Source organism: Vibrio sp. Vb0304, assembly GCF_033338995.1.
Classification (GTDB): Bacteria; Pseudomonadota; Gammaproteobacteria; order Enterobacterales; family Vibrionaceae; genus Vibrio; species Vibrio alginolyticus.
The window spans coordinates 1-1,358 of the sequence record NZ_JAWOTT010000146.1 but is presented as its reverse complement, the minus strand read 5'-3'; the positions used below and the strand labels follow the sequence as shown (position 1 = coordinate 1,358).

The following is a 1,358-nucleotide window of genomic DNA, read 5'->3' as shown; positions in this document are numbered from 1 at the left end:
CGCTTACCAGAAACCGCAGCTTCTGTTAGTACGCGAGTTGTCTCCTGGAACGATGCCGCAGAGATGAACGACTCAGTTGCTAGAGACGCTTTAGTGATACCTAGAAGTTCACGTTCAAAACGTGCAGGCTCTTTGCCTTCAGCTTCTAGGTTACGGTTAGCAATCTTAACTTGTGAGTATTCAACTTGCTCGCCAGGTAGGAACTCAGAGTCACCAGCGTGAGTAATTGTACACTTACGTAGCATTTGACGAACGATAGTCTCGATGTGCTTATCGTTAATCTTAACGCCTTGTAGACGGTAAACTTCTTGTACTTCGTTAGCGATGTACTGAGTTACTGCGTGTACGCCACGTAGACGTAGGATGTCATGTGGAGACTCTGGACCATCAGCGATTACATCACCACGTTCAACGCGCTCACCTTCGAACACGTTAAGCTGACGATGCTTAGGAATCATCTCTTCGTAAACTTCACCGCTATCACGCGTGATAACTAGACGACGCTTACCTTTGGTCTCTTTACCGAAGCTAACTGTACCTGTGTGTTCAGCAAGAATCGCAGGCTCTTTAGGCTTACGAGCTTCGAACAAGTCAGCAACGCGTGGAAGACCACCGGTGATATCTTTGTTACCGCCAGACTTCTGAGGAATACGTGCTAGCGTATCACCCACACCTACTTCTGCGCCGTCTTCAATGTTCACGATCGCTTTACCAGGTAGGAAGTAGTGAGCTGGCATTTCAGTACCAGGGATCATTACGTCGTTACCTTGCTCGTCAACAAGTTTGATAGCTGGACGCATATCTTTACCTGCTGCTGGACGAGCTGCTGCGTCCGTTACTTCGCTTGAAGATAGACCAGTTAGGTCATCTGTTTGACGAGAAACTGTTACGCCATCAATCATATCTACGAACTGGATACGACCAGCTACTTCAGTGATGATTGGCAGTGTGTGCGCTTCCCAGTTCGCTACTGTTTCACCAGCTTCAACTGCGTCGTTGTCGCCTTTGCTTAATAGCGAGCCGTATGGCAGTTTGTGTTTCTCTTTCGTACGGCCGAACTCATCGATGATGGTTAGTTCAGATGCACGAGAAGTGATAACTAGCTTGCCATCTTTGTTTGTTACGAACTTAGCGTTGTGAAGCTTAACAGAACCGTTGTTCTTCGCTTGGATGCTGTTCTCTGCTGCTGCTGTCGATGCCGCACCACCGATGTGGAACGTACGCATCGTAAGCTGTGTACCCGGTTCACCGATAGACTGAGCAGCGATAACACCTACTGCCTCACCTTGGTTCACTAGGTGACCACGTGCTAGGTCACGACCGTAACATTGTGCACAACAACCGAAGTCAGAATCACA

Annotated in this window: 1 pseudogene; it reads right to left on the bottom strand. The window is 48.3% G+C overall.

Features of this window, described 5'->3' with window-relative positions:
* Nucleotides 1-1,358, bottom strand: a pseudogene (locus R7P35_RS24545) (DNA-directed RNA polymerase subunit beta'); the annotation flags it as partial.